Annotated in this window: 22 protein-coding genes; 8 read left to right on the top strand and 14 right to left on the bottom strand. The window is 63.2% G+C overall.

Translation table 11 applies throughout. The annotated features are described in order from the left end of the window. Complete coding sequence (locus CCZ27_RS18875) at positions 1-1,947, top strand: cytochrome c/FTR1 family iron permease (RefSeq protein WP_005303902.1); 1,947 nt, start codon at positions 1-3, stop codon at positions 1,945-1,947. On the opposite strand, the gene CCZ27_RS18870 is transcribed toward CCZ27_RS18875, so the two are convergent. The 14 genes from CCZ27_RS18870 to CCZ27_RS18800 form a co-directional block, all read right to left on the bottom strand. Continuing rightward, positions 1,923-2,648, bottom strand: coding sequence for a recombinase family protein (locus tag CCZ27_RS18870; protein WP_198363185.1), 726 nt, complete (start codon positions 2,646-2,648; stop codon positions 1,923-1,925). The two genes, CCZ27_RS18875 and CCZ27_RS18870, sit on opposite strands and share 25 nt — an antisense overlap. A gap of 60 nt (positions 2,649-2,708) precedes the next feature. Beyond that, positions 2,709-3,926: a TniQ family protein gene (locus tag CCZ27_RS18865; protein ID WP_096450779.1), complete on the bottom strand. Its 1,218-nt coding sequence runs from the start codon at positions 3,924-3,926 to the stop codon at positions 2,709-2,711. Continuing rightward, a complete protein-coding gene (locus CCZ27_RS18860; protein WP_013741668.1) occupies positions 3,923-4,831 on the bottom strand; it encodes a TniB family NTP-binding protein in 909 nt (302 codons plus the stop codon). Before CCZ27_RS18860 ends, CCZ27_RS18865 begins: the two co-directional genes overlap by 4 nt. Positions 4,832-4,833: 2 nt before the next feature. Next, positions 4,834-6,516 carry a TnsB C-terminal domain-containing protein gene (locus CCZ27_RS18855; protein WP_011494284.1) on the bottom strand — a complete coding sequence of 561 codons (1,683 nt, stop codon included), beginning with the start codon at positions 6,514-6,516 and terminating at the stop codon, positions 4,834-4,836. A gap of 157 nt (positions 6,517-6,673) precedes the next feature. Beyond that, on the bottom strand, positions 6,674-8,161 hold the full coding sequence (locus CCZ27_RS18845) for an efflux transporter outer membrane subunit (RefSeq protein ID WP_096450777.1): 1,488 nt from the start codon (positions 8,159-8,161) through the stop codon (positions 6,674-6,676). Further along, positions 8,148-8,621 carry a cytochrome c gene (locus CCZ27_RS18840; RefSeq protein ID WP_003056106.1) on the bottom strand — a complete coding sequence of 158 codons (474 nt, stop codon included), beginning with the start codon at positions 8,619-8,621 and terminating at the stop codon, positions 8,148-8,150. The genes CCZ27_RS18845 and CCZ27_RS18840 overlap by 14 nt, the downstream gene beginning before the upstream one ends. 28 nt (positions 8,622-8,649) lie before the next feature. Further along, positions 8,650-9,360, bottom strand: a complete 711-nt coding sequence (locus tag CCZ27_RS18835; RefSeq protein ID WP_003056107.1) for an ABC transporter ATP-binding protein — start codon at positions 9,358-9,360, stop codon at positions 8,650-8,652. Position 9,361: 1 nt separating this feature from the next. Next, positions 9,362-10,567, bottom strand: a complete 1,206-nt coding sequence (locus CCZ27_RS18830; protein ID WP_003056108.1) for an ABC transporter permease — start codon at positions 10,565-10,567, stop codon at positions 9,362-9,364. Beyond that, complete coding sequence (locus CCZ27_RS18825; protein ID WP_096450775.1) at positions 10,564-11,715, bottom strand: efflux RND transporter periplasmic adaptor subunit; 1,152 nt, start codon at positions 11,713-11,715, stop codon at positions 10,564-10,566. The genes CCZ27_RS18830 and CCZ27_RS18825 overlap by 4 nt, the downstream gene beginning before the upstream one ends. Beyond that, the gene (locus CCZ27_RS18820; protein ID WP_004393990.1) at positions 11,712-12,320 is read right to left on the bottom strand and encodes a TetR/AcrR family transcriptional regulator; all 609 of its coding nucleotides are present in this window, start codon (positions 12,318-12,320) and stop codon (positions 11,712-11,714) included. The genes CCZ27_RS18825 and CCZ27_RS18820 overlap by 4 nt, the downstream gene beginning before the upstream one ends. Positions 12,321-12,665: 345 nt before the next feature. Next, positions 12,666-13,007, bottom strand: coding sequence for a YidH family protein (locus tag CCZ27_RS18815; protein ID WP_267966270.1), 342 nt, complete (start codon positions 13,005-13,007; stop codon positions 12,666-12,668). Positions 13,008-13,050: 43 nt separating this feature from the next. Next, positions 13,051-13,677 carry a class I SAM-dependent methyltransferase gene (locus CCZ27_RS18810; protein WP_232516464.1) on the bottom strand — a complete coding sequence of 209 codons (627 nt, stop codon included), beginning with the start codon at positions 13,675-13,677 and terminating at the stop codon, positions 13,051-13,053. 417 nt (positions 13,678-14,094) lie between these two features. Then, entirely contained in the window at positions 14,095-14,295 is a 201-nt protein-coding gene (locus tag CCZ27_RS18805) for a YgaP family membrane protein (protein WP_020226641.1), read from the bottom strand. 113 nt (positions 14,296-14,408) lie between these two features. Beyond that, positions 14,409-14,720, bottom strand: a complete 312-nt coding sequence (locus CCZ27_RS18800; protein WP_024000739.1) for an ArsR/SmtB family transcription factor — start codon at positions 14,718-14,720, stop codon at positions 14,409-14,411. An 84-nt stretch (positions 14,721-14,804) separates the two neighbouring features. Here CCZ27_RS18800 and CCZ27_RS18795 point away from each other — a divergent pair, with 84 nt between their 5' ends. The 7 genes from CCZ27_RS18795 to CCZ27_RS18765 all read left to right on the top strand — a co-directional run bounded on the left by CCZ27_RS18795 (position 14,805) and on the right by CCZ27_RS18765 (position 23,395). Beyond that, on the top strand, positions 14,805-15,674 hold the full coding sequence (locus CCZ27_RS18795; protein ID WP_020226639.1) for an MBL fold metallo-hydrolase: 870 nt from the start codon (positions 14,805-14,807) through the stop codon (positions 15,672-15,674). Positions 15,675-15,763: 89 nt separating this feature from the next. Beyond that, complete coding sequence (cydD, locus tag CCZ27_RS18790) at positions 15,764-17,452, top strand: thiol reductant ABC exporter subunit CydD (RefSeq protein ID WP_232516463.1); 1,689 nt, start codon at positions 15,764-15,766, stop codon at positions 17,450-17,452. Beyond that, positions 17,412-19,157, top strand: coding sequence for a thiol reductant ABC exporter subunit CydC (cydC, locus tag CCZ27_RS18785; RefSeq protein WP_385961057.1), 1,746 nt, complete (start codon positions 17,412-17,414; stop codon positions 19,155-19,157). Before cydD ends, cydC begins: the two co-directional genes overlap by 41 nt. A 43-nt stretch (positions 19,158-19,200) precedes the next feature. Continuing rightward, positions 19,201-20,787 (top strand): cytochrome ubiquinol oxidase subunit I, encoded by a 1,587-nt coding sequence (locus tag CCZ27_RS18780; protein ID WP_020226636.1) that lies wholly within the window; start codon positions 19,201-19,203, stop codon positions 20,785-20,787. A 20-nt stretch (positions 20,788-20,807) separates the two neighbouring features. Beyond that, the gene (gene cydB / locus CCZ27_RS18775; protein ID WP_096450773.1) at positions 20,808-21,962 is read left to right on the top strand and encodes a cytochrome d ubiquinol oxidase subunit II; all 1,155 of its coding nucleotides are present in this window, start codon (positions 20,808-20,810) and stop codon (positions 21,960-21,962) included. 33 nt (positions 21,963-21,995) lie between these two features. Beyond that, positions 21,996-22,124: a cytochrome bd-I oxidase subunit CydX gene (gene cydX, locus CCZ27_RS18770; RefSeq protein WP_096450771.1), complete on the top strand. Its 129-nt coding sequence runs from the start codon at positions 21,996-21,998 to the stop codon at positions 22,122-22,124. A gap of 32 nt (positions 22,125-22,156) precedes the next feature. Then, positions 22,157-23,395 carry an MFS transporter gene (locus CCZ27_RS18765; RefSeq protein WP_096450768.1) on the top strand — a complete coding sequence of 413 codons (1,239 nt, stop codon included), beginning with the start codon at positions 22,157-22,159 and terminating at the stop codon, positions 23,393-23,395. Positions 23,396-23,567 lie beyond the last annotated feature (172 nt).

Raw genomic sequence — 23,567 nt, 5'->3', positions numbered from 1 at the left:
ATGACTTGCCGAGCAACCTATCGCTGGCTGATGACTTTGCTGTTGGCGACTTGCGCGTTGATTGGCGGGCCAAGCTACGCAGCCGACACCACCGAACTCAAAGCCAAACAGATTTGGCAGCTTCTGGACTACGTCGCCGTCGATTACGGCGGCGCGGTCGCCAACGGTGCTGTCCTGAAAGCGTCGGAGTACGCTGAAATGCAGGAATTTTCAGCGACAGCCGAACGTCAACTGGGAGAATTACCTGACCAGACCGACAAGGGTCGCTTGTTGCAACAAGCGACCGCTTTGCGTGCTGCGGTAGCTGCCAAAGCCGATCCGGCCAGCGTAGCAAAACTGGCGCACGCGCTGTCCAGTGCGGTGCAAAAGGCGTACCCGTTTCCAGTCGCACCGACTGCCATGCCGGTCTTAGCGAAGGGAGGGCAGTTGTTTCAGGCCCAGTGTGCGGCCTGTCACGGTCAGCAAGGGCGCGGTGATGGCCCCCTAGCGGCATCCCTCAACCCCAAGCCGACCGCGCTGGCCGATCACATGCGGGCGCGCGAGCGCAGCTTATTCGCGCTACACCAAATTATCAGCAACGGTGTCCAGGGCACCGCTATGCAGGGCTTTGGCGCGTTGTCGGATGAAGACCGATGGGCATTGGCGTTCTTTGTTGGCACGCTACCTTATACGCAAAGCGACAAGGACGAAGGAGCCAAGCTCTGGCAAGCCAACGCGCAGGTTCGCCAGACGCTCGCCAGTCTGGATGTGCTGACGCAAACATCTGAGCATGTCTTGGCGGACAGGCTGGATGAGCCTTCCGCCAGAGCCCTGACGGCCTATTTGCGCGCCAATCCGAGCGCGCTGAATATCAGCAGTCCGAAGGGCACCGCGATTGCCAAAGCCAAACTCAGTGAGAGCGTGACGGCATTGCTGGCTGACGACCGTGCAGGTGCGACCAAGCTAGCCTTGTCTGCTTACCTCGATGGCTTCGAGCCGGTCGAACCGGCGTTGGCCACTCGCAATCGGCCGCTGTTCGAGAAGATCGAAGCCGCGATGGTGTCCTACCGGGCATTGATAGCCAATGGTTCGCCTGCCGATGTGCAGACAGCGGAGCTGCATTTGCGCGGCTTGCTGGATGAAGCGGACAAGGTGCTTGCCCCCTCCGACGACGATGCCGTGGCGGCCTTCATCGGTGCGTTAACCATCTTGCTACGTGAAGGATTGGAAGCCCTGCTGGTGGTCGTTGCCATGCTGGCGTTTCTCAAGAAAGCCGAACGGAAAGACGTATTGATCTACGTGCATGCAGGCTGGGCATCCGCGCTGGCCGCAGGCGGCATTACATGGGCAGTGGCAACTTACTTGGTCGGCGTCAGTGGGGCAAGCCGGGAGCTAACGGAAGGCTTTTCGTCACTCTTTGCCGCCGTGGTCTTGCTGGGTGTGGGCATGTGGATGCACCAGAAGAGCGTTGCCGGTCGTTGGCAGGTCTACCTCAAGGAAAAGCTGTCTTCGGCGCTCAACAAGCGCACGGCATGGTTCTTGTTTTCGCTGGCCTTCGTCGCCGTCTACCGTGAGGTGTTCGAGACGGTGCTGTTCTACGCAGCGCTCTGGACAGAAGGAAATGGCTGGCCCCTGCTGGCGGGCTTGGGCACTGGCATGGGAATCCTGGCCCTGCTGGCAGTCGTGCTGCTGCGCACCAGTGCGCGCCTGCCGATTGGCCAGTTCTTCGCTGCCAGCTCACTGCTGGTGGCCATACTTGCCGTGGTCTTGGCAGGCAAGGGCATCGCAGGTCTGCAAGAAGCAGGGTTATTGCATACCAGCCCAATATCGATCCCACGCATTGATCTGCTGGGCATCTATCCGTCGTGGCAAACACTCTCAGCGCAATTCGCTGTGTTATTCATCATTGTGGTGGTTTTTACGATCAATTCGCGGTCATCGCGTCAAATGGCAGTACAAAAAAGCTGATTTGACGGCGTGAATAGGTGAATTGATGCCGCGATGAGCGCCGTCATCCTCGAATCCGTGCTGACCATGTAGAGGCCAGTTTTTCTTTTACATCTTGGACAGCAGTCGTATTCCATCTGCGCGCAATTCCCCTTGGGAGAAATATGCCGATACAGGGTCTGCCGCGTGATGCCAAGTTCCTGGCACAGGTCGCCGACCTTGGTCTCTGACTGCCCCATTGCCGCCATCGCCAGCCGCAGCTTGGCGGCGGTCATCTTGAACGGCCGGCCGCCTTTCCGGCCGCGTGCCCGTGCTGAGGCCAGGCCCGCCACGGTGCGCTCGGCGATCAACTCGCGCTCGAACTCGGCCAGCGCGGCGAAGATACCGAAGACCAGCTTGCCGGCGGCGGTCGTGGTGTCAATGGCCGCGCCGTGCCCGGTCAGCACCTTGAGGCCGATGCCGCGTCCGGTCAGGTCATGGACGGTATTGATCAGATGGCGCAGGTCGCGCCCGAGCCGATCCAGTTTCCAAACGACCAACGTGTCGCCTGGCCGTAGTGCCTTCAGACAGCTCGCCAGACCGGGACGATCCTCGCGTTTTCCGGACGCTTGGTCTTCATAGAGATGCGCCGGATCAACACCGGCCGCGACCAGCGCATCGCGCTGCAAGTCCGTCGCCTGGGAGCCATCCGCCTTCGATACTCGCATGTAGCCAATCAGCATCTTGTACCTGTCACATATACGTTCGATTATGTGACAGTTTGCATCGGGAAGCTCTGCACGTCAAAATTTGTCACTTAACCCGTCATTCTGTCTAAGGCATGCAAAGGGTAGGCTAGGCTCATAATGTGACAGAAATTCCGGGGGGATGCCTTCCTTCGCGAAGGTGGCGCGCAACTGTTCCAAGGAAGCGGGGTCGCGCCGACCATAGGAAGCCAACGCGAACAGCGAGCGTGCCGTCTCGGGGTTGTGTCGTGCTTCAATGATGGCCTCATCAATGGCCTGGATTGCACGCTGCCAGTGATCGACGGGTTCGGGCTTCGGCGCTTTCGCCGGCAGGCCACTGGTGAACCCGGTTTGGGGCTCGGACCAGAATAGCGTTGCGTGCTCGCCTGGCGGGCTTATATCCCTCACCTCAATCAAGCTGATTGCCGTTGCCGCCGCCTCCAGCATCTGCAACCGTACTGCCGGGTTCAGAGTTTCATACGGTCGCCACAGACTTTGCCCAGCACGCAGCGGATGCCCGCAGCATTCCCAGATTTGGCGGAGATACCCCGCGTAGGTGCCGCACGTCGAAAGCGGGGTGTTCAGCTCATCGAGCAGCGTGCGTAGCAGCCTAAACCACAATCCGGCGTGGATGCGTCGGCGCGGCAACTCCACGTGGCCGGTCGTCAGTGCCTGCCAGGTACGCTGGTCCATCGCCGCAATCGCGTCGCTGGCAGTGCGCGGTTCGGCGTCGGCGTTCTCCCAGCCGAGAAACCGCCCTGGCACGCCCCAATAGGATTCCAGCCAGCAGCCATGCAGTGGGCAGCTCAGCATCAGGGGCAGCTTCCACGCGAGCAGTACGGCTTGGTTCTCCGGATCGTTCAGGCAGAGCGGACAGGCGCGGTGTATCGGTTGGGTGGGCAGCCAGGCACGCCAGCTCGTGATGGATCGCGTCTTACGGCGGAGTCTCGGCAGCAGTACCGAGAGCTGGAACGCATAGGTTTCCAATGTGGCTGGAATCTGATCATCAAGGCTGTCCAGTAGCCAAGGCACCCAGCCGGCGAAACTCATGCAGCGCAGCCGATCCAGCTCGATACCGCTCCGCTGGGAGAGCATCGCCAGCAGCGCCAGTGGTGGCGCGGTGTCCAGGTCATCAACCTGGCCGTGACCAAGATCGTGCTCCAGCAGCTCGGACACTTCCATGTGATAGCAAAGGGCCACGCGGTTGAGCCACGAAGACAGGGCTTCGGCTTCCCTGGGTGCCGGATGCAGTGGCCAGCGTGGCGCTGGCTTCACATCAGTTCCCGCTCGAATTGCCGCCGCCGCTCGCTGGGACCGGTGTAATCGGCCATGCTGAGCGTGCGGTGGTTGATCGCTTCCTCACCACTCTCCACGGCGGCCACGGCCGCCGCCATCAATAGGTGCGCCAGCTCGCCAATAGTGCCCTCGCTGCGCGTGAGCAGGTAGCGAGCCATGTCCAGCGTGGCAATCGACGAAGGTCGCCGCAGCGGGAGCGAAGCCGCGAAGCTGGCCAGCAGTGAACAGCAATCGTCGTTGGCCTCCCACACCGGCAGCATCATCGGCTCGAAGCGATTTTCCAACTGGTCATCCGAGCGGATGGCCAGGTAGGCGTCGCGTGTGCCCACACCGACCAGCGGGATGCGCAATTCGTTGCCGAGGAAGCGCAGCAGGTTGAGGAATTCCCGGCGGTTGACGCTGTTGCCGGCCAGGACGTTGTGCAGCTCGTCGATCACCAGCAAACGCACACCGAGCTTGCGCAGCAGTGTCAGCGCCAGTTGCTCTATTTCCGGCAGCCGTGGGCGCGGTCGCAATGGTGCTCCCATCGCCGCGAGCAGCGCGACGTAGAAGCGGATCACCGATGGCTCGGACGGCATCTGCACGACCAATACCGGGATGTGCTCCTGGTCGGCGTCGGAGCTGGCCGGGTGGGCGCGGCGGAACTTCTCGACGATCATCGACTTGCCGTTGTTGGTTGGACCGACCAACAGCAGGTTGGGCATGCGTTGTTTGTTTGGCCACGTATACAGGGCTTCCAGCCGGTTCAACGCCTCGACTGCTCGCGGATAGCCGATCCAGCGGTCGGCGCGAAGGCGATGGATGCGCTCGTCCGCCGGGAGACGGGCCAAGCCCTGGGCCGCCGGCAGCAGGTGGGACAGGTCGATGATGGGATATTCGTCCACGGCTACCACTCCTCAATCTGGTCGAACGGTTTGGCAGGTGGCTGGTTGTCCGCCTGCGGGTCTGCCATGTCCGTGTCCGCTGGTGGCGTGGTTTTGACAGGTTGTTCCGTTGACTTGAGATGCTGGCGTCGATCCGCGTCGCGCCGCGCCTTGCGCGTGGCTTTCTGCGCAGTGGTCACGATTTCGCGCATCTGCCCGATCATGCGGAACAGCGCCGACTCATCCACCTGTTCGCGCCCTTGCTGCCGCAATTTCGCCAGCGCCTGCCGTTGTTCCCAGAGGGTGACAGCCGGGTGCGACAAGGTACGGTATGGAATTTCCAGATAGTGCTGCCCCTCCGGCTCCAGCACCCAAATGCGGCTGATGTCGCGTGGGTCGCGCCGGATCAGGAACGCAGGCAGGCGGTCGCGCCGAGCTATCCACGGCTTGAGCGCATCGGCGTAGTAGTGGATGTGGTCGATGACGAAGCCAGTGCGGGTCAGGGTGCGGCGGAGGACGGGCAGGAAATCGACCAGAAAAGCCGTGGTGCGAGTGATGACGGTTGGAACGCCGGTACGCGCGACAGCTTCGGCCCAGCGTGCGGCCGGCGGTTGGAGCAGGCCGTTGTGCACGGAGCCGTGATAGGTGCCAACCGCCAATGCGAGCCAGCGTTCCAGCTCGCGCAGTGTCAGGGCGGCCATCTTCTCGGAGGCGTATTCCCCGCGCTGGTCAGGGTTGGAGAAGGTCGTCCCCGGCAATTCGTCGTGGATCATTTGCATCGCCGTGCCGATGATCCGTTCCACGATGCCGCCATAGTGCGGCTGCCCGAGAGGCCGATAGTCCAACCGGATGCCATGCTGCTCGCAGCCACGGCGTAGCGCCTCGCTCTTGAATTCGGCCGCGTTGTCCAGGTAGAGCAGCGCGGGCTTGCCGCTCATCGGCCAGTCCATTTCCACGTCCAACCTTTCCAACCAAGGGCGCTTGTCGCAACCGGCGTGTGCGAGGCACAGGCCGACCGAGACGGCAGATGGCGCTTCTAACGTGACCACCATGCCAACCACGCAGCGGGTGAACACGTCGATGGCGAGGGTCAGGTACGGACGGCCAATCGGTTGCCGGTCGCGCTCGTCCACCACGATCAGGTCGATGACTGTGTGGTCGATCTGTACCTGCTCCAGCGGTGCGGAGACTGGCGGAGGAACACCGCCAACACCTTGCAGGATGCGGGACGCATCCTGGCCTTCCCGAAGTCGAGTGGTCTTGAGTGGATCAAGGCTGGCGATCCGCAACGCGACCGTGTTGCGCGCCGGCATCCGCAGCTTTTGCAGCTTGCACACCCGCGCAACTTCACGGTGGAACGCCGCCAAGCTGCGCTTCTGCTTGGTCAGGAAGCGCTTTTGCAGTAGCTCGCGGATGATTCGTTCGACCGACTCCGGCAAGCGGCCTTTACCTTTGCCACCGCTCGACTGTCCAAGTGCCAAATCAGTGACCAGCCCCGAACCTTGCCGGGCACGGCGGATCAGGACGTAGACCTGCCGCCGGGACAGACCCAGCGCCTGGGCTGCTGCGTCGGCCGCTTCATGCCCGACCGTCTCCGACTGCGCCAACGGCCCAATGATCTCCGCGCGGCAGCGAGCACGCTCCCATGCCTGTTCTGACAGGGTGGCTACGCCGCGCTCGGCAATCGGTACGGTATCGGTCGCCATGCTCGCCTCGCTTTGGTGCACACGAGTATTGAGCATAGACGAGTTTCGTGCAGAGGAGTCCTGATATCGGGCTGTCAGGAGCCGTATGCACAGCAGGCTTCATGTCTCGTTGATTGGTGCAGTCGTCTTCTGAAAATGACAAGGTTAGGGCATAGCCTTAACTGACACCACCTCCCAGGGCCTGATATAAAGCAACACTATCGACTAGGCGTTGTGCCTGGGCCGCAACCATATTGATCCGGATTGACTGTGCCTGTTGCTGCGCGATGAGCAGTTGCAGGTAGCTGGCCGCGCCCAGCCGGTATTGCCGCTCGACCGACTGCAAGGAGGCCTGTGCAGCCATATCAGCGGCAGCGAGGGCAGTCAAAGTTTGTGCATCGCTTTCCACCGCGCGCAGGGTGTCGGCGACGTTACGCAAAGACTCCAATACGACGCTCTGGTAATTGGCTGCGGCGGCATCAAAAGCGGCGAGCGCCGCTCTTTTTTCAGCGGGTAGCCCTGGATTAAAAAGAGGCTGGGTGAGCTGCGCAACCAGGCCCCACACTGCCGAGCCACCACCGAACAGGGTACCGGTGGTCAGCGCTTGAGAGCCAAGGTTGGCGCTCAGGTTGATCTGTGGGTAGAGCTTGGCGACAGCCACACCATAGTCTGCATTGGCCGCATGCAACAGCGCCTCTGACGCCTGGATATCCGGTCGGCGGCGCACCAGTTCTGAGGGCACGACGAGCGGCATCTCGACGGGCAGAGTGAAATCGGCCAGAGTGAAGGCCGGGATGCCACCCGTGCCTGGGGCACGACCGGCTAGCACCGCCAGTAGATGTTCGGTTTGTTGCAGTTGTTTACGCAGCGCAGGCAGTTCTGCCCGCGTTTGCTCCGCCTGAGCTTGTAGGCTCAACGCTTCATCAGGTGAGGCCTGACCGATACGCACGCGTTCATGGGCTAGGCGCAGTTGCTCATCCTGCACGCGCAAAATGGCAGTAGTGGCTTCTAGTTGCGCGGCGAGGCGTGCTCGGGTAATGGCAGCGGTTGCCATGTTGCCGGCAAGGGCCAGGCGCGCAGCATTCAGTTCGAAGCGACGGTAGTCGGCGCGAGCAGCCAAGGCTTCGAGTGCGCGCCGGTTGCCGCCAGCCAGATCGAGGTTGTAATGCACGCCAACGCTGGCGTTGTAGAGGCTGAATTGACGTGCGTCTCCGCTCAACCCTTGGCTACTGGGACTCATTTGCTGGCGCTGAGATCCCAGTGCGACATCTACCTGTGGATATTGCGTCGAGCCCGCCTGTGCGGCAAGAAGCTCCTGCGCCTGTCGCAAATTGGCGCTGATGCTCGCCAGCGTCGGGCTGACATGGAAAGCTTCGTTGATCAGTCCGTCGAGTGTGGATGAACCCAAGCTTTGCCACCATTGCGTTTCGATCGGAAGCCCTTCGACTAGACGTTGTGTTTCGCCGAACTGCGTGAGAGCGGACGCGGTTCTATCAGCCACCGGTGTTGCAGTGTAGCGAGCCACATCGGGTGCGGTGGGACGCTGAAAATCAGGGCCGGCGGCGCAACCGGCCAGACCGGCGGTGACCAGACCAGCTACCAGGTAAGTTGCCGCAAGCCGTCTTTCGAGGCTGATGGGGCGCTGGCATGTTTTAGCGTGCTCCATAAAAATGCTCCACGAAAGGTTTACGGAAAGCTTGGTGGCAGCCCAAGCAGCTTTCCTGCACGTGGGCGAATGATTGGATCACCGCCTTGCCGTCGCTGCTCGCAGCAGCCAGCTTCATGGCCAGCGCCGCCTCGTGAGTCTGCGCGTCAAAGTTTCTGAACTTGGTCGCATCAGCGCCGAGGTAAGCAAGGATGCGCATTTTTTCAGTAAGCGGTGGCTCGGGGTGTGCAGCAACTTTTGGGGCGAGCTGAACGACCTGAACCCATTCCTCCTGCGAAATCGCACCGGTAATAGCCTGCATGTTGCGCCCGAGTTCCTGCATGATCTTGCGTAGCGCCAGTGGCTCAACCTGGGTAGCGTCACCAGCCCAAGCTGGCAACTGAAAACCCCATAAAAGCAGGCAGGCCGTAACGGTCAGGGTGATAGTTCCAAATGCGTGGCTGTGTTTGCGGTGGGTCATGAAATTCTCCTGTAATTCAATCGTTCTCTCATTCGAACTCCCGCCCTTCGCCAGCTTCCTCATGGGTCACACCGTCGCGGATGTGGTAGATGCGCTTGAAAGTGGGGATGATCTTTTCGTCATGGGTGACGACGATGATGGCGGTCTCGAACTTCCGAGCCATGTCATTGAGGATGCGGATTACAGCCATGGCGCGCTCACTGTCTAGTGGAGCTGTGGGCTCATCAGCCAGGATCACCGGAGGGCGATTGACCAAACCTCGCGCAATGGCGACCCGTTGCTGCTCGCCACCGGAGAGTTGCGAGGGCATGGCGCGAGCCCGGTGTTGCACATCGAGCGCGGTGAGCAGTTCCAGTGCCTTCGCGCGCGACTCCCCATTCGCGACGCCTGCGAGCATCGGCAGTAGCGCCACGTTGTCGGTGACATCGAGAAACGGAATCAGGTATGGTGCCTGGAAAACGAAACCGATCTTGTCGCGCCGCAAGGCGCGCAAGTCGCGGACTTTCCAGCCATCGTCGTAGATCACTTCATCGCCCAGCGTCATGCGACCGGCGGTCGGATCAATCACCGCGCCCAGACATTTGAGCAGCGTGCTCTTGCCGGACCCGGAAGGGCCAATCAGGCCCACCACCTCGCCGGGTGCCACCTGCATGTCCACGCCTTTCAAGGCATTGACCGCGGTATCGCCCTCGCCATAACGTTTTCTCAAACCTTCGATGCGAATGCCTTTGCCACTCATCTCAACCTCCAATGGCTTCGGCCGGGTCGACCTTGAGTGCCATGCGAATGGCGACGATGCTGGCTAGAACGCAGATCACGAGCACGGCGAAAAAACCGGCGATGGAGTCGAACGGCATCAGCAGTACGTACTTGGGAAACAGGGGCGCTGAGAAAGTGGCTGTGATCTTGCCGACCACGAAACCAATCACGCCCAGGGCGAGCGCCTGCTGCATGATCATCGCGGCGATGGTTCGGTTGCGTGTGCCGATGAGCTTCAACACCGCGATCTCGCGGATTTTGTCCATCGTCAGCGAATAGATGATGAAGGCAACGATGGCCGCGCTAACGATGGCCAGAATCACCAAGAACATGCCGATCTGCTTGGCCGACGTGGCGATCAACTTGCCGACGAGGATGTCTTCCATCTGTGCCCGTGTGTAGACCGTCAAACGTTTCCAGCGCCGGATGGATTCGGCAACCTCGTCCGGCGCATGACCAGGTTTCAGAGTGACCAGCACTGCATTGACGAACGCGTTGGTGCTCTGTGAAGCAATCACGGCATCCAGCAAACCAGTAACACCGGGTCGATTGAAGGCCGGGTTGGCTTCGGTGCGACGCCGGCTTTGCCAAATGGCGTCGTTGTCCTTGAGGAACTGAGCCTCTTGGGCATCCTTGAGCGGAATGAATACCATCGGGTCGCCGCTGGACGACACCATGCGCCGTGTCAGCCCCACGACGGTGTAATGATTTCGGCGAATGGCAAGACGATCTCCCAGTTTGAAGCCGGTGGCGATGTCGGCCACCGCCTCGTAGTGACCGCGCGTGATCTGGCGTCCAGCGACGAGATAAGGAGGCCATCCGGGTGTAGCCCCCAACGCACCGGGCGCGATGCCGACCACCATGGTGCGTACATCACTCTCGCCCTTGCGTACCTGCATGGTCAGGTAGGTCACGTTCGCTGCCTGTGAGACTCCCGGCATGGCGAGAATGGCGCGATACACGTCATCGTTGAGGCTGGACGACTCCGCATAAGGACCCAGAGTATCCTTTTGCACCACCCAAAGGTCAGCGCCACTGTTGTCGAGCAACGCCTTGCCGTCGTCCACCATGCCTCGGTACACCCCAGCCATGACCAGGGTGACGCCGATCAGCAGACCCAGACCGATGCCGGTGAAGACGAATTTTCCCCAGGCATGGAGAATGTCGCGGCCGGCCAGGCTGATCATCGTGACACTCCTGGGATATGGTCGACCACATGGATGCGGCTGCGCGCCGTCAGTGCCTTTTCGCTATAGGTCACAACCTGGTCCCCATTCTTGAGCCCTTCGCGCACCTGCACGTAACCATTGAGGTCGGAAGTGCCGAGCTTGACCGGGGAGAAATGCAGATCACCATCCACGATTTGCCAGACACCAACTTTGTCGCCCTCACGCTGGACGGCAGCGTTGGGGATCAGTGGAGCGGCCGGGAGCGCCGGCAAGTCAACCGTGACTTCGGCCAGTTCACCCACCGGTGGCAAAGGTTCTGGTTTGTTATCGAATGTCACCTTGGCAAGCGTTTCCTCGGTTACCGCGTCGGCCTTGGGTTCCACCCGCAGCACGCGACCTTTCAAGGTCTGGCCACCACGCGAACGCAGGACGATAAGAGTCGGCAACCCCCCAGCCAGCTCCGATGCGCTGATCTGGTCGAAGCGCGCATTGATCCACAAACTCTTGGGGTCGATCACTTCCACCACGGCCTGGCCCGCGACGATGGTCGTGCCGGGATCGGCATCGCGCACGGCGACTACACCATCGACCGGCGCGATCAGGCGCAGATTGCTCCGCTGCGCGACGAGTCCTTCGCGGTCGGAGCGTGCCCGGACAATATCTTCCCGAGCGGCAGATAAGGCGGCATCGGCGATCTGCAGTTCCTGCCGCTTGGTGGTGACGATTTCCTCGCTGGTCGAGCGCACCGCAAACAATTGCTCGTAGCGGCGCGCCTGGGTTTGCGCGTAGGCTTGCCGGGCTTCTGCCTCGCGCAAAGCCGCTTCCGCACGCTTGAATGCCGACTCCTGTGAGCGCACCCGATCATCGAGGTCGACCGGCTCCATCTCGCCGAGCACCTGTCCGGCCTTGACCTGGTCGCCTACATGCACGTCCAGGCGTTTGACGCGCCCGGCAAACGTCGGCCCGATCTTGTAGGTGTAGCGCGCCTCCACCGTGCCGATGCCGAACAGCGCCGGTGAGATAGCCCGTGATTCCACGCTTGCCACCGTCACAGCGACCGGGGCGAGCGGCCCTGATCGCAGACCGACATAAATAAAAAGCACCAGCATAGGAATGATGACGGCAAGCAGCGCCAGGGTGCGGCCTTGCAAGGGTAACTTTTTCATTGCGCACTCCTTATGCCACGCCGATAAATTGCAAAGACGCGCGGCGCATCGCGGTGCATACGTCCCACATCACCCGCCAACAGCGATTGCATGACCAAGCCCTGGATCGTGCCAATGAACAGCGTTGCCGCCGCCTCGTTGTCAAGCGAGGGAGACAACTCGCCGCTGGCCTTGCCTTTCTCGATGAGACGATGCAAACGTTCGCCGTAGCGCTGAATCAAGGTTTGCACCATGCGCTTGGCCGGTGTCGATTCGGCACGCTGAAGCTCACCAAACATCATTCTTGGCACGCCTGGGTGCTCAGCTACGAATTCGATATGACTCATGAACATCGCCTCCATGGCTGCCAAGGGCGACTCGATTCCTTGTGCGGATCGATCGATTCTGGCTAATAGGCGCTCTGCTACCCACTCCATGACCGCCTGCCAAATGGCTTCCTTGTTCGGGAAGTGCCGAAACAGCGCACCCTGGGTCAAGTTCATGTGTTTAGCGATAGCTGCAGTGGTTATCTCGCTTGGGTTTTGTGAACCGGCAAGCGCCACGACGGACTCGACAGTTACGGCACGACGTTCATCGGCCGGCAGATGCTTTGGATGGGTGTCCACGAGCACTCCTTGTAAGATAGTAATTGATTGCTATCTTACCACAAGAGGCAACTCAAACAAGAGAAAACCCGACGTACTCGTCAATATCTAGCGTCTGCAATGGGCTTAACGTGCTTTATTTTCCGTTTTCTGAGACGTCCCCTGCTAGTCCTTCACAGTCGCAGGGACGACGTGGGCCAGTGCGGCGCTTGCGGCCCCCGGCCGTGTCGATGCAGGTGTCGGCATGGCCGAGGTCGCCAATTTTCTGGCGGGCCTGTCAGCAGCCAACCTGCGCCGGCCGCTGCTTCGGAGACCCCAGAGTAGCTCGGTCTTCTCTTGCCGGGGTTTCACGACCGCGTATACCGTTCATGCGCTGATCACGAAATACACCGTGAGCGCGAGCGCGACAACCGCCAGGATGAAGTTGAGCCAGATGCCCAAGGTGGTCCAGTAACCAGCGGGTATCTCCTTCTCGCCCAACCCACGCAAGACTCGGCGGAACTGCAGCGCAGAGGCAACCGCCACACCCGCGCCGAGCATCAACAACACGACCCCAAGCCACAATGAAAACCCGCGCTGAGCATCGGAGAGCGGCTGGTTGCTGATCATGCGCAGAAACAGTCCAAAGCGCTCGACGACGAAGCCGAAGCCCATCAGCGCTATGGCTGTGCGTTGCCAGGCGAGCAAAGTCCGTTCGGCGGCGAACAACACACGGGGATCATCTAAGTACGACATACCAGATGCCTCAGATTCACGGCCTGCGCGCCACAAGGCCCACAAGCGCCGAGCGCCCTGCGTGGCGCGCCCCTTCGCGCAACTCGGCTTCGTACTCGACCAATTCGACGATCTGCAGAGAGGCGAATGCGCGGCGGAGCAGGTCTGCGGTGTAGAGGTGCGACAGTGCCCCTGGGCCGCCTGTCTTGTACTCCAACTGCTTGGGCGTATAGCCCTGAAGGACCAGCAGGCCACCCGGTTTCAACGCTCGCACGATATTGGCGAAGAGCCGCTCTCGCATCTCAGGGTCAGCGAACTGGACGAACACCGCGACGACGAGATCGTAAGCATCCACGGCCCATGGCCACTCATCGCAGCCAGCGACATGGTAGGCCACAGACACCCTTGCTTCGTCAGCCAACCTGCGGGCCTTGGCCACGCCTGCCTGCGCCACATCGAATGCCTCGACGTGCAGGCCCTGGTGGGCAAGCCAGACACAGTTGCGCCCTTCGCCGTCGGCGACGCATAGCGCGCGGCTGCCAGGTGCGAACAGCGCCGCCTGGGCGCGCAGGTATTCGTTGGGTTCGCGTCCAAAAACGTAGTCTTCGCCGGAATATCGTTCGTTCCATGTCGCGGCAGCGGCGGCGATTGATTCAGAGGTCACGACATACTCCTGTCGAAGAAGGTAAAAGGCCCGGGAACAAGCGACAGGCTGTTGTGCCGTCAGCATTGCTCAATGACAGCACGCCAAGCTGCACAGCGGCCGTCCTGCGTCGCGGGTGTGTAAGACAGCGCGTAGTTCTCAGACACGGTCGCGCAAGGCGTCGGCAGAGCTAACCTGCGTTGGGTCCAGCCGATGCTCTGGCCTTGAGCACGCTTCGCTCCATCTCTGGACGGCATCGTCAGCAAGCTGTCTACCGCCACACCACGCTCGACGGCCATCCGACAGGTGCAGCCAAGTGCTCGCCGCGTGCGGCCAGGATGCCCCGGCTCCAAGCAGGCGAGCGCTGGTGCCAACCACGGGCCACACTTCAGCTAAAGATGCCGGCGCACTTCCGCCGGCAGCGCATCCTGGATGCGTTTAAGGTTGCTTGGACTTCACAGGGCAGGTGCTGAGACCCAGGAGCGGATACAGCGGGCAGAAGCTCACCAAGCCGGTCAGCAGGGGCACAACCCCCAGCCAACCCCACCAGCCCACAGTTCCCGTGGCGGCCAAGGCGATCAAGACGATGCCAAGGACGATGCGCAGGCCCCTGTCGATACCACCAACGTTGGATTTCATGTGCAAGCTCCTTTCTTCAACAAAAAAACGTTCCGACCGGCTTCACGGCCCGGTAGCAGCAGCGGCTACGCCCCTGCCAACCACCCCGACACCGGAGCGACTTCGATCAGCCATCACGGGCAAAACATGGCCTTGAGGGTCGTCATCAGCTTCTCCACATCGGGGTTGTCGATGCGGTAGTGCAAGGTCTGGGATTCACGGCGGAACGTCACGAGCCCCTCCTCGCGCATCTTCGCCAGATGCTGCGACAGGGCTGACTGGCTCAGCGACACATGCTCCAGCATCGCGCCCACAGTCAGTTCTTCGTGCTGGATCAGCAGACACAGCACCAACATCCGGTGCTCGTTGCCGATAGCGCGCAGCATCGCCGCCGCCTTGGCTGCACCTTCCTGGATGAATCGCTGGTCTCTCTTGTTCAGTGCCACGGATGTCCTCGACTTAGGTTCACTAATTTAGTAGATTCTAATATATAATGAATTCCAGATGTGTTTCTTTGTAAGGAGTCAAGCATGCAGCCTCAAGCCCGCATCCAAGCATTCTTCGACGAGCCAACCAGCACAGTGACCTATCTGGTGTGGGACCCGGCGACGCGGCAAGCTGCGGTGATCGATCCGGTTCTGGACTATGACCATCGCAGCGGCAAGGCCTCTACGGCGTCCGCTGACCGCGTGCTGGACGCTGCCCGCGCCGACGACCTGACCATCGCCTGGGTGCTGGAAACCCATGCCCACGCCGATCATCTGAGCGCCGCCCCTTATATCCGACAACGCACGAATGCGCGGGTGGCCATTGGCGAGCACATCCGCGATGTGCAGACGATCTTCCGGCCGGTCTTCAACCTTGACGATGTGTCAGGCGACGGCAGCGAGTTCGATCGTCTTCTCAAGGACGGAGAAACGCTCCAGATCGGGCAACTGACCATGGAAGTCCTGCACACGCCCGGCCATACCCCCGCTTGCGTCTCCTATCGCATCGGGGATGCGGTCTTCGTGGGCGACACGCTGTTCATGCCCGACTATGGAACGGCGCGCGCGGACTTCCCTGGAGGCAGTGCGCGGACCTTGTACCGATCCATACAGCGGCTGCTGGCGCTCCCGCCGCAGACCAGGATTTTCCTGTGCCATGACTACAAGGCCCCCGGACGCGACAGCTATGCCTGGGAAACGACCGTGGCCGAAGAGCGCGCGCGCAACGTTCATGTCCGCGAAGGGATCGACGAGGAAGCGTTCGTCGCAATGCGCCAGCAGCGCGACGCGACACTGGCGGCGCCCACACTGCTGCTGCCGTCGATCCAGGTCAACATCCGCGCCGGCCAACTGCCCCGCGCCGAGTCCAACGGCGTGCAATACCTCAAGATCCCTGTCCGGATGGCCGCATGAGGGGCGCAGCGCGACGCACGGTCCGTTGAAGCATGGCCCCTCCAGACAGACTGCAAGCCCCCAAGTCCGGACCGAGTTCGGACTTGCGGTTGGATGCAGCCTGCCTGCTCCATGCCGTCAGCCCGCTGCTGTGGCTGCCGCAGGCCGCATTGCTGGCGCTGGGCGTGGCACGGTTGCAGAGTGGCGCCGGCCTGAATGGCGTCGTGGGTCCGGCGGTGGGCATAGTACTCGCCGGCGTACTGCGCGCCTGGCTCGACGCCTGGAGCGCCGGGCGTATGTTCGATACGGCCCGCGAAAGCCTGAGCCACTGGCGCGGCCGCGCCATCGCTGCAGTTGCGGCGCGTTCTCCGCTGGATCGCGCCCGCGCGCACGCAGGTGCCGCGGCCAGCGCGCTGGCGGAACAGGCTGAGGCGATCCTGCCCTGGCAGACGCGCTACCGCGGCGCTGTCTGGCGCGTGCGCCTCATACCCGTGCTGATTCTGCTGCCCGTGGCCTGGTACTCCTGGGCAGCAGCGGCCGTACTTGTGCTGGCCGCGCCGTTGATCCCCATGTTCATGGTGATCGTGGGCTGGCGGGCCAAGTCCGCCAGCGAGGCTCAGTGGCTGCAAATGGGCAGCATGAATGCGTTCCTGCTCGATCGCCTGCGCGGCTTGCCGACGCTGCGCGCACTCGGCAGCGTCGAGGTCACGGCGCGCCGCCTGCGGGCCAGCGCCGAGGACCTGCGCCAGCGCACCATGCGCGTACTGCGCATCGCATTTCTTTCTTCGGCGGTGCTGGAGCTTTTCGCGGCGCTGGGCGTCGCCATGGTCGCCGCCTACGTCGGGTTCCATCTGCTGGGGCATCTGGATTTCGGCGCCTGGGGTCGGCGTCTCAGTCTCGCCGAGGGCCTCTTCATCCTGTTGCTGGCACCCGCCTTCTTCGAGCCCTTGCGGGAATTGGCATCCGTCTGGCATGACCGCGCTTCCGGCATGGCGGCAATGGATGCCTTGGACCGGCTCAATGCAGACGGGTTGCCATTGCCGGACGACGAGACGTCGGATCAGCCCAGGCAGGAAGCCCAGGCAGGGAACTCGGATGAAGACGGCAAGCGAGTTCGTCCGCCCCGCGTCAAGGTTCAGGACCTGGCATTCGCGTTCTCTGGCGAGACACCGGTTTTCAGGGACTTTGCGCTGGACGTAAAGCCCGGTGAGCACGTCGCCCTGATGGGTGGCAGCGGGGCGGGAAAGACCATCCTAATGTCGCTGCTGGCCGGATTGCTGCCCGCTTCGGCAGGCCGTATCGAGATCGCCGGCACTGCGTTGACCGCCGAATCCGCACGCGCGTTGCGCGGACGCATGGCCTGGATGGGGCAGCGGCCCCACGTGTTTTCTGGGTCGGTCCGACACAACGTCGCCCTCGGTCGAGCGGGCGTAAGAGATCAGCAAGTGCACCGCGCGATCCAGTGGGCACAGCTCGACAAGGTGGCTCAGGCCCGTCCGGGGACGTCGCTCGGAGAAGGCGGGACAGGCCTGTCGGGGGGCGAAGCCGCGCGTCTGGCGCTGGCTCGGCTGGCCGCCGCACCGCGCGCCGATCTGCTACTGGCAGACGAGCCTACCGCGCATTTGGACACCGAAACCGCCGAGCAGGTCATCGAATCCCTGGTGGCCCTGGCCCAGGGGCGCACCCTGATCGTGGCCACCCACGACCCGGCGCTCGCCGCGCGCATGGACCGCATCGTGCACCTGTCGGCACCGGTCGATGCCGCGCAGCCCATCCCGGGAGGATGGCATGGCGCGTAGAACCGCCCCGGCATCGATACTGCTGCCTGCTCTGCGGGCCGTGCTCGCAGCATCTTCCCGTCGCATGATCCTGGGCGCTGCGCTCGCAGCGCTGACCGTCCTCGCGGGCATGGGGCTGCTCGGCCTGTCGGGGTGGTTCATCGCCGCCACGGCCATCGCTGGACTGCAGGTGATCAGCGCCCTGACATTCGATGTCTTCATGCCTTCGGCCGGCATTCGCCTGCTGGCGCTGGGGCGCACCGCCGCCCGCTATGGCGAGCGGCTGATCACGCACGACGCCACGCTGGCCGCGCTGGCGCACCTGCGCGAGCGTCTCTTCCGGGGGTGGGCGGCTGCTCAGGACATCCGCGATCTGTTGCGCCGCCCGGCCCGGGCGCTGTTTCGCCTGACCAGCGACCTCGACGCTCTGGAATCCCTTTATCTGCGTCTGCTGGTGCCGGCCTGCGCGGCCCTGGGCGCCGCCGTTCTCGCTGCCTTGGTGATCGGCGTCATGGCCCCTTGGCTCGGCATCGCGCTGGGCGTCTGGCTGCTGGCCGTCGGCGTGGCCGTGACCGCGGGACTGTCGCTTCGGGCACGGCCGCCCGCCGTGCGCCGCGCGTTGATCACCGAGCGCCTGCGCGCGCAGGCTGTCGACCTGGTATCGGGCCAAACGGAACTGGTCATGGCTGGCCGTCTGGCAAGCCACTGCGAGGCGCTGCAACAGACAGACCGTCGTCTCGCGCGTGCAGACCGGCATCTGCACCGCTTGGACGTGGCGGCTGGCGCGGTCTATGGTGTGGCCGGCAGCCTTACGTTGGCGCTCGTGCTGCTAGGCGTGGGCATCCTGGCTGACCACGGGCGGATCGGAACCGCAGGCGCAGCGCTGGCCTTGCTGATCGCGTTGAGCGCCATGGAGCCCTTCGCTGCGCTGCGGCGGGGCGCCGTAGAGGCTGGCCGCACGTGGCTGGCGGCGCGGCGACTGTCGCCGCATTGTGGCGGCGATACCCAACAAACGATCCGGCCCGCCGAGCCACCCGAGCCACCCGAGCCGGGGCATGCGCTCAGCCTGCGCCAGGTATCCGCGCGCTACCCGGACAGTCCCGTGGACGCCCTGCAGTCCGTCTCCCTGACCCTGGCGCCCGGAGAACGTATCGCCGTGATCGGCCCCAGCGGCGCGGGCAAATCGACGCTGATGGCCTTGGCCGCAGGTGAGCTGGTGCCGCGCGAGGGCACCATCCGATCACTGCCTCACGCCTGGCTGAGCCAACGCACCGATCTTTTCCAGGACAGCCTGCGCGACAACCTGCGGTTGGCCCAAGCCGATGCCGACGACGACACCCTCTGGCGTGCGCTCGGATCGGCAGGCCTAGCGTCGGACGTGCGCGCCCTGCACGCCGGCCTGGACACCCGCCTCGGAGAAGGCGGGCTGGGACTGTCGGGCGGACAGGCGCGGCGCCTTGCCCTCGCTCGTCTGCTGCTTCAACCCCACACCTTGTGGTTGCTCGACGAGCCCACCGAAGGACTGGACGCGCCCACTGCCGCCGACGTGCTGGCGACGCTGCACACGCTGGGCTCCGGGCGGGCGTGGCTGCTCGCCACGCACCTGCGGCGCGAAGCCGTGCTTGCGGACCGCCTGGTGCTGTTGCGCGGCGGTCGCATCGAAGCCGAATTCCCGCGCGGCAGTCCGGGCTTTGACGCTGCATTGGCTGCCCTGCGGCCCGACTGATCCCTTCAAGCACACAAGATTCACATCGATAGAGGAACCCACCATGGACTTTGACATCGTCAGCCTGTCGCGATTGCAGTTCGCGATCACGGCGCTCTACCACTTTCTTTTCGTACCGCTGACGCTGGGCCTGTCCATCGTGATCGCCATCATGGAAACGGTCTACGTGATGACGGGCCGGACCATCTGGCGCGACATGACCAAGTTTTGGGGCGTGCTGTTCGGCATCAACTTCGCCATGGGCGTGGCCACCGGCATCGTGATGGAGTTCCAGTTCGGCATGAACTGGAGCTACTACAGCCACTACGTGGGCGACATCTTCGGAGCGCCGCTCGCCTTGGAGGGGCTGATGGCCTTCTTCCTGGAAGCGACCTTCGTCGGTCTGTTCTTCTTCGGCTGGGACCGGCTTTCCAAGGTGAAGCACCTGGTCGTGACTTGGTGCGTGGCGCTGGGATCGAACTTCTCGGCGCTATGGATTCTGATCGCCAACGGCTGGATGCAGAACCCCGTGGGCTCGCAGTTCAATCCGCAGACCATGCGCATGGAGATGACGGACTTCTTCGCCGTGCTGACCAACCCGGTGGCGCAGGCCAAGTTCGTGCACACCGTCTCGGCCGGCTACGTGACGGCCGCCATCTTCGTGCTCGGGATTTCGGCCTGGTACGTTCTCAAGGGACGGCACCTGCAGCTCGCCAAGCGCTCCATGACGGTCGCGGCATCGTTCGGCCTGGCTTCCGCGCTGTCGGTGGTGGTGCTGGGCGACGAGAGCGGCTACCTGTCCACCGAGCACCAGAAGATGAAGCTGGCCGCCATCGAAGCGATGTGGAAGACCGAGCCCGCGCCGGCCGCGTTCACCGCCTTCGGCTTTCCCGATCAGGCGGCGCGCGAGACGCACTATGCGGTGCACATCCCCTGGGCCATGGGACTGATCGGCACACGTTCGCTGACCACCGAGATTCCCGGCATCGACGAGCTGGTCGCGCGTGCCGAGACGCACATCCGGGACGGCATCGTGGCATACGACGCCCTGCAGCAGATCCGCGCCGTGAAGGGTGGCGCGGACGTCCCCCCGCAGGTGCAGGCCGCTTTCGAGGAGCATGGGCATACGCTGGGCTACGCGCTGCTGCTCAAACGCTACGTGGACGACCCCCGCCAGGCCACGCCGCAACAGATATCCCAGGCTGCATGGGACACCGTTCCACGGGTGGCGCCGCTGTTCTGGGCGTTCCGGCTGATGGTCGGCCTGGGCTTCTTCTTCATCCTGCTGACCGCCGTGTTCTTCTGGTTGTCGGCGCGGCGCAAACTGGATGCGCACCGATGGCTGCTCAAGGTCGCCGTGTGGTCCATCCCCTTGCCCTGGATCGCCGCTGAACTCGGTTGGATCGTGGCCGAAGTGGGGCGTCAGCCCTGGGTCATCGAAGGCGTTCTGCCGACGGCCGTGGCCGTCTCGAACTTGGGCGCATCGACCGTGCTGCTCACGATCGCTGGCTTCGTCGCGATCTACACCGTCCTGCTCGTCATCGAGATGAAGCTGATGCTCAAGGCGATCCGCAAAGGCCCCGATGACCATGCGCCGGCCCGCGTCGAAGGTCGGCCCGCCGCTTCGGCCGACCTGGCGCCTGCGCAGTAACACCCCAAGGAGAAACGAACATGATCCTGCACGAACTGATCTCCTACGATGTCCTGCGCCTGATCTGGTGGGCGCTGCTGGGGGTGCTGCTGATCGGCTTTGCCCTCACCGATGGTTTCGATCTGGGCACCGGAACGCTGCTGCCTTTCGTGGCACGCAGCGACGTCGAGCGCCGTGTCGTCATCAACACCATCGGCCCGGTCTGGGAAGGCAACCAGGTGTGGCTGATCCTCGGCGGCGGCGCGATCTTCGCGGCGTGGCCGCAGCTCTACGCGGTGTCGTTCTCGGGTTTCTACCTGGCGATGTTCGCGATCCTCGTCGCGCTGATCCTGCGGCCGGTGGCCTTCAAGTTCCGCAGCAAGCGCGAAGAGCCGGCGTGGCGCAGCCGCTGGGACTGGGTCTTGTTTGTGGGCGGCTTCGTGCCCGCACTGATCTTCGGGGTGGCGATGGGCAACGTGTTGCAGGGCGTGCCGTTCCGCATCGAGGACGACATGCAGATCTTCTACGACGGCTCTTTCTTCGGGCTGCTCAACCCTTACGCCTTGCTCGCCGGCCTGGTTTCGGTCGCGATGCTGGTCATGCACGGCGCCGCCTGGCTGCAGCTCAAGACGTCGGGCACCGTGGCCGAACGCGCGCGCCGTTTCGGGATCGTGGCGGCGCTTCTCACAACGGTGCTGTATGCCGTGGCGGGCGTGCTGCTGGCCTACTTCGTGACGGGGTATGCCATCACCGGCAGCATCGACACGTCTGGCGCCTCGAACCCTCTGCTCAAGAACGCCGTGGCGCAGGGCGGCGCGTGGTTCGCCAACTACGCCACCCATCCCGCACTGTGGGTGGTGCCGGCGCTGGGTCTGGCCGGGCCGGTGATCGCGGCGCTCTGTCTGGCCATGCGCCGGCCGCTGGCTGCGCTGCTCGCCGGCGGCGTCGGCATCGCGGGCATCGTCGCCAGCGTGGGCGTGTCCATGTTCCCCTTCATCCTGCCCTCGTCGGTCAACCCGTCGGCGAGCCTGACTGTGTGGGACTCGTCGTCGAGTCACCTGACGCTATTCATCATGCTCGTTTCAACGGTCATCTTCATGCCCATCATCCTGGCGTACACCAGTTGGGTGTTCTCGGTCCTGCGCGGCAAGGTCGACCCCGAGGCCATCCAGGACGGCAAGGGCCATGCGTACTGACGCACGCACACCATCATTCATAGGACATTGACCATGTGGTATTTCGCCTGGATTCTCGGCTTGCCCCTGGCAGCCGCCTTCGCCGTTCTCAATGCAATGTGGTTCGAGTTGATGGAGGACGAAGCGGTCCGGCGCGACCGCCTCGATCCCAAGGAATCTTGAACCGGGCTACGTGCCCGTCACGACACGAGCCCATGACAAGTTCCATCACGGCGACACCAGTAAATGCAGCCAACACCGCAGATGCCCAACGCAATGTTTGGCTGCTGGTAGCCGCCCAATCCCTGGGCGGTGCCGCGCCGCCCATCATCATTTCGCTGGGCGGCATCGTCGGGCAGATGCTCGCCAGCGATCCCACGCTGGCGACGTTGCCTGTCAGCCTTTATCAACTGGGGCTTGCGCTATCGACCATTCCCGCAGCAATGCTCATGCGCCGCCTGGGCCGGCGCGCGGCCTACGTGCTGGGCGCGTTGCTGGGCAGCGTCTCCGGACTGATCGCCACCTACGGTGTAGTGCAAGGCGACTTCGCTACCTTCTGCGTGGGCACCGCTATGGCCGGTTTCTATGGTGCTTGCGTGCAGAGCTACCGCTTCGCCGCCACCGACGCGGTGGAGCCATCGCAACGGGCGAAGGCCATCTCGCGCATCATGGTGGGCGGCCTGGTTGCCGCCGTCATCGGCCCACAGGTCGTCATCTGGACGCGAGATGCTTGGCCCATGGCGCCGTTCGCCGGCAGCTTTCTCGGCCAGGCCGGCCTGGCCTTGCTGGCCTTGCCACTGCTATGGATGCTACGTGCTCCGCCGCCTCAAGCTGCCGTGGCGGAAGGCACGGCGCGGCCGCTGGGCACCATCGCCCGCAGCCCGGCCTTCGTGGTGGCGGTCACCGCGGGCGTCGTCTCCTATGGACTGATGGCCTTCATCATGACCGCAGCTCCCATGGCCATGGTCGGATGCGGCCACACGGTCGGCGAAGCCGCGCTGGGCATCCAGTGGCACGTGCTGGCCATGTTTGCACCGAGCTTCTTCACGGGCCACTTGATCGCGCGCTTCGGCAAGATCGCCATCACGGCGCTGGGGCTCGTGTTGATCGCCGCCTCGGGTTTGCTGGCGTTGGCAGGGCTTGAGCTGTTGCACTTTTGGGGCTCGCTGATCCTGCTAGGCATAGGCTGGAATTTCGGCTTCATCGGCGCCACGGCCATGGTGACTGACACCTACACGCCCGCAGAGCGGGCCAAGGTCCAGGCGCTCAATGACTTTCTGGTGTTCGGCACCGTGGCAGTGGCGTCGTTCGGTTCGGGGCGCCTGCTGAACACCTCGGGATGGGAAACCATCAACACCCTGATGCTGCCGCTCATCGCGGTGGTACTGGTGATGCTGGGCTGGCTGACGTTGCGCCACCGTCGCACCACTACCTCGGTGACGGTCACGCGGTAAGGCTGGTTGTTCAGAAGCAACCACGGACGTGGCGAATATGCCGTCTTCATCGACCGGCCTTGTGTCTGACCCTGAATGACCCTCGCCATGTACCCCACGCAGCATCCGCAACGCGTCCTGCCGCACAATGAAGTCCGTGCCCGCCCGCCGCAGGCATTGGTGCTGGGTCCGG

It is taken from the genome of Thauera sp. K11 (genome assembly GCF_002354895.1).
Taxonomy (GTDB): domain Bacteria; phylum Pseudomonadota; class Gammaproteobacteria; order Burkholderiales; family Rhodocyclaceae; genus Thauera; species Thauera sinica.
This window is presented reverse-complemented; position numbering and strand designations above follow the sequence as displayed.

Excerpts from the sequence above, each read along its gene's own strand:
- CCZ27_RS18875 (WP_005303902.1), top strand. The coding sequence starts at position 1 with ATGACTTGCCGAGCAACCTATCGCTGGCTGATGACTTTGCTGTTGGCG.
- CCZ27_RS18795 (WP_020226639.1), top strand. The coding sequence starts at position 14,805 with ATGCAGCCTCAAGCCCGCATCCAAGCATTCTTCGACGAGCCAACCAGC.
- cydB (WP_096450773.1), top strand. The coding sequence starts at position 20,808 with ATGATCCTGCACGAACTGATCTCCTACGATGTCCTGCGCCTGATCTGG.
- CCZ27_RS18845 (WP_096450777.1), bottom strand. The coding sequence starts at position 8,161 with ATGGAGCACGCTAAAACATGCCAGCGCCCCATCAGCCTCGAAAGACGG.
- cydC (WP_385961057.1), top strand. The coding sequence starts at position 17,412 with ATGCCGCGCAGCCCATCCCGGGAGGATGGCATGGCGCGTAGAACCGCC.
- CCZ27_RS18840 (WP_003056106.1), bottom strand. The coding sequence starts at position 8,621 with ATGACCCACCGCAAACACAGCCACGCATTTGGAACTATCACCCTGACC.
- CCZ27_RS18870 (WP_198363185.1), bottom strand. The coding sequence starts at position 2,648 with ATGCTGATTGGCTACATGCGAGTATCGAAGGCGGATGGCTCCCAGGCG.
- cydX (WP_096450771.1), top strand. The coding sequence starts at position 21,996 with ATGTGGTATTTCGCCTGGATTCTCGGCTTGCCCCTGGCAGCCGCCTTC.
- CCZ27_RS18835 (WP_003056107.1), bottom strand. The coding sequence starts at position 9,360 with ATGAGTGGCAAAGGCATTCGCATCGAAGGTTTGAGAAAACGTTATGGC.
- CCZ27_RS18780 (WP_020226636.1), top strand. The coding sequence starts at position 19,201 with ATGGACTTTGACATCGTCAGCCTGTCGCGATTGCAGTTCGCGATCACG.
- CCZ27_RS18805 (WP_020226641.1), bottom strand. The coding sequence starts at position 14,295 with ATGAAATCCAACGTTGGTGGTATCGACAGGGGCCTGCGCATCGTCCTT.
- CCZ27_RS18765 (WP_096450768.1), top strand. The coding sequence starts at position 22,157 with ATGACAAGTTCCATCACGGCGACACCAGTAAATGCAGCCAACACCGCA.
- CCZ27_RS18825 (WP_096450775.1), bottom strand. The coding sequence starts at position 11,715 with ATGAAAAAGTTACCCTTGCAAGGCCGCACCCTGGCGCTGCTTGCCGTC.
- CCZ27_RS18855 (WP_011494284.1), bottom strand. The coding sequence starts at position 6,516 with ATGGCGACCGATACCGTACCGATTGCCGAGCGCGGCGTAGCCACCCTG.
- CCZ27_RS18830 (WP_003056108.1), bottom strand. The coding sequence starts at position 10,567 with ATGATCAGCCTGGCCGGCCGCGACATTCTCCATGCCTGGGGAAAATTC.